Here is a 7356-nt window from a genome sequence, read left to right as displayed (position 1 = left end):
TTTTCATGGCTTACAGTTTAATATCATTTACGTAAGAACACAAGACGTCCTCTCGGACGCCGCGCTTGTATCCCCTCCCTTCGCGCTACGCGACTCAGGAAGAGGTATTACGCGCTTCTAGGTAATAATTCCTATCGGTATATTCAGGTGATGTGGTTTTTTTTAACTAAATAAAGTAACGGTATAAAAAACGACATCCATATCACTGTAGCCAGAAGTTGGGATGTAGTTCATAACACTTAGTGCTAAGTTTAAACATGCTGGGAAAATTAATTCCTATGCATGGTTTTTCCATCATACTTTCATGCAAGGCAATTTCATCAGGAAGCCCTGACTGTATGCAGCTTTCAAAAAATGCATCGAAGCCACCTTCGGGGTTGCTCAAGCCGAAAATTGCCGACAAGCCTTGTTTCGGTCTGATGGCAAGAACAGCTGTTCTCAGCACAGTCATGGCGGTGGTCATCTTCGCCGCTGTACTGCTGGCGCTAAGTGCTTTCGCACAATACCGTAATACGGTATCTCACCTTGCCAATCAGCAAACTCAGGGACTGATGACGGCAAGCCTGCTGTTGCAACAAAGCGAGAGCCTGGTTTCCAGTAGCGCCATGCTGCTGCTTGCCGATGATCACTTCAGCCGTCGTCAAGCCATGTTCGAGATAGCCGATCGCGAGGAGTGGATTGGTCGACTGGTAGCTGAACTTGCAGCATTGCGCACCGAGAGCGGTCAGTTCGAGGAAATCTACCGTACCCGAGACTCCTTGGTCGATAATCTGAAAACCCTGGATAACCTGATGCGCTGGCGCATCGACCTTCGGGCCCAGTTCTCCCCCAGCCCAGCGGGCATTGCCCTGCTCAAAAGCGTCGAGGCACAGCTGGCCGAAGTAATTCAAGATAATCGCAAGCTTTCACGCGATTTAGGGGTGGCTGTGGGTTATCACGTCGCTGCTATTCGCCAGGAAATCCAACAAAGTGTTAGCAACCTGGATTCGGATATCTCACAGCATGAGACCTTGCTCAAGGTACTGGTGCTAAGCGTGGTAATCGTGGTGGCCTTCACCCTGTTATTTATCCAACGCTCGGTAATTGGGCGTGTAAAGCGGCTTCAAAAGGCCATGAACAGCACGCGCCCCTCTCCTGAAGATATCGTGGTGCAAGGCAAGGATGAGATCGCCCGCATGGCCAATAGTATTCGCTCCTATGTGGAGAGAATAAATCTCAACGAACACCACATTCTCTCGATGAATCGTAAGCTGGACTTTCTTGCCCACCATGATGCCTTGACTCACCTGCATAATCGGCATTATTTCGAGCGTGCGTTGCATGAACAAAAGGCGTCATTAGAAGCGCACGGGTACTGCACTGCCATGGTGGATATCGATCACTTCAAAGAGGTCAACGACGCACATGGACATGATGTGGGAGATAAAGTGATCCAGCATATTGCGCGAATGATGCAGCAGCAGTTACCCAAAACTGCCTTGATGGCACGTTATGGTGGGGAGGAATTTGTGGTTATTTTTCCAAACATGGCGTTAGAAGAGGCGCGTTGTTGCCTGGAGGCATTTCGTCAATGCGTGGCCGATACGCCCGTAAAGGTCAATCACAGCAATATAAACGTCACGCTCAGCATCGGCCTTTCACCTCAACTCCCTGACGGCTCTATCGAAAAGACGATCAGAGTGGCCGATGAATTGCTCTACAAGGCGAAACGCTCAGGTCGCAATCGCCTGGAGATTCGCGATCTAAGACATCGTGACAAAATTTCCAGTGAGGGAGCCTCATGAGTTCTATGTCGTCTTCACTGACACTTTGGTTGCTGAGTGCCTTTTTAATGATGATGGGCACCACGGAGCTTGTGGTTGCAAATGACCAAGAAAAGGTGACCATCGACCGCCAGCTTAAACCACCCCACCTGGACCCGACCTTGACGGCTTCGGCGAGTACGGCGGAAGTTACCCATATGAATGTATTTCAAGGGCTGACACGGATCGACGAACAAGGCCGAGTCCAGCCGGCGTTGGCAAGGCTATGGGAAGTCAGTGCTGACGGACTGAAGATCATCTTTGAACTGCAACCAGGCGTCAGTTTTCATGATGGCCGCGTATTAGATGCTGAAACCGTGGTATATAGCTTGAAGCGATTGCTGGCCCCTGACTCGGGCAATCCTCAGCAACCGCTTTATCACGCCATCGAGAATGTCGAGTCCGTCAATAGCCATCAGGTGGCCCTCACACTCTCTCACCCGGATTCATTGCTGCCTTTTCGACTGGGTTTATCAGCGGCGGTTATCGTGCATCCCGCTTCAGCATCCTCCAACCGATTGCACCCAGTAGGAACAGGCCCTTATGCGTTTGGCAACTGGGAAAACGAACACCTCATATTGCAGCGCTTTGATAAGTACTGGGGCCCAATACCCGCTATCAAAAAAGCGGTGTTTACCTTTACCGCCAATCGCCTTGAACTCGAGAATAGCTTGAGCGAAGGGCGTGTTGACCTGCATTCCGATGCCAGCCCCTTGACCACCAACCTGCAGTTAACGCTTCGCGGCGACTACATCATGGAAGGCGGCCACAGTGAAGGTGAGGTTATTGTCGCCATCAACCATGCCCACGAAGCATTGGCCGATAAGCGTGTCAGACAGGCGCTGGCCCATGCTATCGACAGGCAGCGGCTGCTAACGATTTACCCGGACACTTCCCCACCTCTGATCGGTAGCCACTTTTCTCCCAATCACCCTGCCTATGTGGATCTTGCCGATTATTACCCGTATGACCCGGTTCAGGCGCGCGCCTTGCTAGAAAAGGCAGGCTATGGCGACGGCCTCGCCTTGACACTGAGTCTGCCACCACCCATCTATGCCGAGCGTGGCGGCCTGTATGTCGTGGATGATTTGGAAGCCGTAGGAATCGATATACAGATAGAGCGACTCGAGTGGGGTGAGTGGCTTTCCCGGGTTTTCACGGACAAGCAATATGACCTCACTCTAGTCTCGCACGTAGAACCCATGGATATAGGTATCTATGCCCGAGAAGATTACTACTTCAACTACGATAGCCCTGAGTTCAGCCAACTCTGGCAACGCATCAAGATGACCCAGAAAGATGAGAGGCGTCACGCTCTGCTCGGCGAAGCCCAGCGCCACCTGGCCGAGGATGCCGTGAATGTCTTCCTTTATATGAAACCTCAACACTCGATACGCCGTACGGGCCTGCAAGGTGTTTGGCTTGACGCCCCCATTCCGGCTGTGGTGCTGGAAGAGCTTTACTGGGAATAGGGTTATTCACGTTTCAGAGGCATGATTACAGAAGCTAGGCTTAGGTTGTTTTGCGTGAAACAAACGGCCCTGCCAAGTCTATCCGACAAAGTCATTTTCTTAAGCCTGTGAGGCGTCATAACGGCCTTCGACCGTAATTATAAAATCATGGTCATCCACATTTTCCGCAGGACGCACAGCCAGAACCGTCATGTTTTCACCAAGTATATCGATTGTGTCTCCGACTTCGAGATGTTCGTCGTACTCCAGGCTGCGCGGAAAGTCCAAATAAGATTTGCTGGAAACCACTAATGCTTTATACATAACCTGCTCTCTTTGTCACGTGAATAGAATAAGGCTGGCACAGGCTCAGCGATGTGTCAGGTGCCTTGTCAACGTCACTCCACCGCCTATAAGATTATTCTATTAATTCAGGCCTTTCATGATCATTCAGCAGTGTCTCACCTTCCCTTTCCAGCCAGCGTGCCCAGACAAGTCCGTAATGAGAAGCCCTTTTTTCCCGCAACCAGTCCGGCCACCAATTACGTCTAGGAAGAATGTCGACATTTTCGCTATCACATCTTAACCAATGTAACGCACATGCCAACGGATCTGCCCTGACACCAGCAAGCAATAACTGAGGATCACTTTCGCCAAGGGCAATCATGCTGCGCTGGTAGCGTGGTTTTTTGGAAAAGATCGAATCCTGAAAAACGTGGTAAAGGACGTCCGACCGAGCATTGGTGGGTGTCCCATCCGTATAGCCCTCCTCTCCCATCCAATAGAAAGAGACAGCGACGCCCGTGGCATGCCGAAAAGCGCCTGGTTCAGAGGTAGTAGGAGGACCAGCGAGATCTGTGCATTGAAACGCAAGCCAGTCGCCCTCCCCTTTCCACAGGTCAACCGCTGCCATTCTAGACAGGCCCATGCGCCTCATTCGGGCATAGCGCATCAATATTCGCGAAGCCTGAGATGGCGTGACGCGCAGAAAAATTTGAGTGTTGGTCATCATTTTGTCGCGTGCCCAAGCTTCCAGAATTTCGCTTGAAATACATTACCTAGGCGTTCTTCAGCCCAGCACCAATACCGCTCAGTTCGAGGCGACATGCTTTTGGAAGGTAGTCTTGCATGCAGGATTCGTCCATCAGGCTTTTTCATGACAACGAATGAGCCTGTGGTTAAGCCGTTCATTTTGGTGAAGAGTTTAGATTCAGTTGAGAGCCGCCGCAGGAATCCAGCTAATGATTCGGTTCATCTACCCTTTCGCTCTGCGCTTTGAGAAGATCAAACGAAGGATCCTGGTTGGAGGAAGCACAACCATGTTCAAGGAATTCAAGGAATTTGCCATTCGAGGCAATGTGGTAGGCATGGCGGTGGGAATCATCATTGGTGGCGCTTTTGGCACCATCGTACAGAGCCTGATGAAGGACATGTTGATGCCGCCTATCGGGCTCCTGCTCGGCGGGGTTGATTTCTCCGACCTTTTCCTGGTGTTAAAAGGCGATGAGCTCTATGCCACCGTGGCCGACGCCTCCGCCGATGGCGCAGTGACAATCAACTATGGCCTCTTCGCCAATAACGTCATTAGCTTTGTGGTTGTGGCTTTTGCTGTGTTCTTGTTGGTCAAAGCCATTAACCGCCTGCTTCGCCAACAGGCGGAAGCACCTACACCCCCCAGCGCGCCGCCGGAGGATACCTTGTTGCTACGCGAGATTCGTGATGCATTGGAAAAGGACAGGCGCTAGAGACCTACTACCATGGTCCCGACGATCTGTGCCTTGCGACCTATTGCCTGACCAAAAAAAGTAAAACCAGGAGCCTCACTATGAATGACGATATCCACTTTTATGAACCGGCAAACAGCCATGGTTTGGCCCACGACCCATTCAATGCACTCGTAGCACCACGACCCATTGGCTGGATTTCATCGCAGGACAACAACGGCGTCTTGAATCTCGCCCCCTATAGCTTCTTTAACGCCTTTAATTACCGGCCTCCTATCGTGGGTTTTTCCAGTATCGGGTATAAGGACTCCGTCAGAAACATTGAAGCTAACGGTGAATTCTGCTGGAGTTTGGTCACACGCCCCTTGGCCGAACGCATGAATGAAACCAGTGCGGCCGTGGGACCCGACGTTGATGAGTTTGCATACGCGGGACTAACTGCAAAACAGTCTCGAATAGTTGCTGTACCGCATGTTGCAGAAAGCCCGGTGTCGTTTGAGTGCAAAGTGACGAAAGTACTGCAACTCGCTGGTGCGGATGGTAAGGAGATTGAAACCTGGATGGTCCTCGGTGAGGTAGTCGGCGTTCATATTGACCGGCACCTGTTGCGGGACGGCATTTACGATACAGCAGCGGCCCATCCCGTCATGCGTGGCGGTGGAGCAGCCGACTATTTCACTGTCGACTCCAGACAACAATTTCGGATGTATCGCCCCAAATAGCTGTGTGCCCAGTCCCAAGCGATTAATTACCCGCCAAGCGCCGGCAGATCTCGCTGCTTGACGATGGCGGGCACGAAGGTGCCAAACAGGGGCTCATGACGGCTGCGGTCGTGGCAATCTTTGCCCACTTGAATCGCTTGGCATGACACGTACATTCACGGTCTTGGCATTAGCTGTCTAAAGGCCCCACCACATGTTTCACCTCCAGGTAAGCGCCTAACCCCCAAGGGCCAAGTTCGCGACCAATACCGCTACGCTTGAAGCCACCCCAGGCGGTTTCGGGTAGCACCAACTGCTCACTGTTGTACCAGATGCTACCGGCCTTGAGCTGGCGGCCAATACGGCGTGCCCGTTCGGGGTCGCCACTAATGACCGTTGCTGCCAGGCCATAGATACTATCGTTCGCCAGCCGTATCGCTTCTTCTTCGCTTGTCACGCTGCGCGCGCACAGCACTGGTCCAAAAATTTCCTCCTGCCATAAGCGGCTTTCCACCGGTACGTCGCGGTAGAGAATGGGCGCCAGGAAGTAGCCTTGGGAGGGCAGCGTGCGGTGTTTCCCATCGCGCACCGCTGTTAACCCTTCCTGTTCGGCAATGTCTAAATAGAGCTGTACCGCATCGCGCTGCTTGGCGCTGGTTAGTGGCCCTAAGTCGGTACCTTCCGCGAGCGGGTCACCCAGCGTTAAGGCATCCATACGCTCGGCAAGGGCGGCGTAGAGTGCCTCGGCTACGCTTTCGTGCACCAATAATCGTGAAGTTGCGGAACAAATTTGCCCGGCATTGAAGTAGATGCCGGCCATTACCCAGTCGGCGGCTTGGGCGGGGTCAGCATCTTCCATCACTAAAATCGGCGATTTCCCCCCTAGCTCTAGCGATACGCGGGCAGTACGGGCTGCGGCTGCCTGCATTACCGCTTCACCTATTCGGTTACTGCCCGTAAAAGAGATTTTATCCACGCCCGGGTGGTTGGTCAGTGGCGCACCGATGCCCTCACCGTCGCCGTTGAGCAGGTTCAGCACGCCAGCGGGTAGACCGATTTCAATGGCAATCTCCGCCAACACTTGCTCGGGCAGTGGTGTGACCTCCGAAGGTTTTAGCACTACCGTACAACCGGCCGCCAAAGCGGGCGCCAGCTTCCAAGCGCTGGTCACCAGCGGGAAATTCCAAGGTGTAATCAACCCTACCACACCGACGGGATCGTGATAGATACGCGCTTCAACGCCCTCCATTGCCACACTGACCAATTCGCCTTGGAGGGTATCCAGCGCCTTGGCCTGCCCGGCGTAGTAGCGGTAGCAGGCAATCGCGTCGTCGAGATCAATCCCGGCTTCCACCAATGGTTTACCGTTGTTGGTCGCCGAAAGTGTCATAAGGGCATCCCGGCGGGCTTCCAGCGCATCGGCAAACCCATCGAGATACGCTGCACGTGCGGTACCGCCCAGTACTTGCCAGGCGGGCTGCGCCTGCTTTGCAGCTTGCACGGCAGCCTCCACATCCTGCGCACCCCCCGCGGTGACTTGGGCAATACGCTCTTCGCGGTAGGGGTTCATCACATCGAGTTGGCGGGTGCCCGCCGAAGGCACCCACTGGTTGTTGATAAATTGGTGATCAACAACCGAAGGGTAATCTGCCTGGGAAGTCATGGACATTATCGTGGC

General features: G+C 53.0%; 8 protein-coding genes. 4 read left to right on the top strand and 4 right to left on the bottom strand.

Annotated features, from left to right (window positions below):
• Positions 1–338 precede the first annotated feature (338 nt).
• Positions 339–1784, top strand: coding sequence for a GGDEF domain-containing protein (locus DU506_RS14365; RefSeq protein ID WP_181870778.1), 1446 nt, complete (start codon positions 339–341; stop codon positions 1782–1784).
• Positions 1781–3274: an ABC transporter substrate-binding protein gene (locus tag DU506_RS14360; RefSeq protein ID WP_220254399.1), complete on the top strand. Its 1494-nt coding sequence runs from the start codon at positions 1781–1783 to the stop codon at positions 3272–3274. The genes DU506_RS14365 and DU506_RS14360 overlap by 4 nt, the downstream gene beginning before the upstream one ends.
• Positions 3275–3373: 99 nt before the next feature.
• On the opposite strand, the gene DU506_RS14355 is transcribed toward DU506_RS14360, so the two are convergent.
• A complete protein-coding gene (locus tag DU506_RS14355; RefSeq protein ID WP_114487592.1) occupies positions 3374–3577 on the bottom strand; it encodes a hypothetical protein in 204 nt (67 codons plus the stop codon).
• 94 nt (positions 3578–3671) lie between these two features.
• Complete coding sequence (locus DU506_RS14350) at positions 3672–4265, bottom strand: hypothetical protein (RefSeq protein WP_147273758.1); 594 nt, start codon at positions 4263–4265, stop codon at positions 3672–3674.
• Between the two features lie 307 nt (positions 4266–4572).
• Here DU506_RS14350 and mscL point away from each other — a divergent pair, with 307 nt between their 5' ends.
• Together mscL and DU506_RS14340 are read left to right on the top strand one after the other, a co-directional pair.
• Positions 4573–4998 carry a large-conductance mechanosensitive channel protein MscL gene (gene mscL / locus DU506_RS14345; protein WP_114487596.1) on the top strand — a complete coding sequence of 142 codons (426 nt, stop codon included), beginning with the start codon at positions 4573–4575 and terminating at the stop codon, positions 4996–4998.
• Positions 4999–5078: 80 nt separating this feature from the next.
• Positions 5079–5699, top strand: a complete 621-nt coding sequence (locus DU506_RS14340; protein ID WP_114487590.1) for a flavin reductase family protein — start codon at positions 5079–5081, stop codon at positions 5697–5699.
• Positions 5700–5725: 26 nt separating this feature from the next.
• Here DU506_RS14340 and DU506_RS22525 read toward each other — a convergent pair whose 3' ends face one another.
• Both DU506_RS22525 and DU506_RS14335 read right to left on the bottom strand, forming a co-directional pair.
• Positions 5726–5854, bottom strand: coding sequence for a hypothetical protein (locus tag DU506_RS22525; RefSeq protein WP_268877329.1), 129 nt, complete (start codon positions 5852–5854; stop codon positions 5726–5728).
• Between the two features lie 14 nt (positions 5855–5868).
• Positions 5869–7347, bottom strand: coding sequence for an aldehyde dehydrogenase family protein (locus DU506_RS14335; RefSeq protein WP_114487589.1), 1479 nt, complete (start codon positions 7345–7347; stop codon positions 5869–5871).
• Between the last annotated feature and the right edge of the window lie 9 nt (positions 7348–7356).

It is taken from the genome of Vreelandella rituensis, assembly GCF_003336665.1.
GTDB classification, from domain to species: domain Bacteria; phylum Pseudomonadota; class Gammaproteobacteria; order Pseudomonadales; family Halomonadaceae; genus Vreelandella; species Vreelandella rituensis.
The sequence above is the reverse complement of the archived record's forward strand: the minus strand, read 5'-3'. Positions and strand labels throughout refer to the sequence as shown.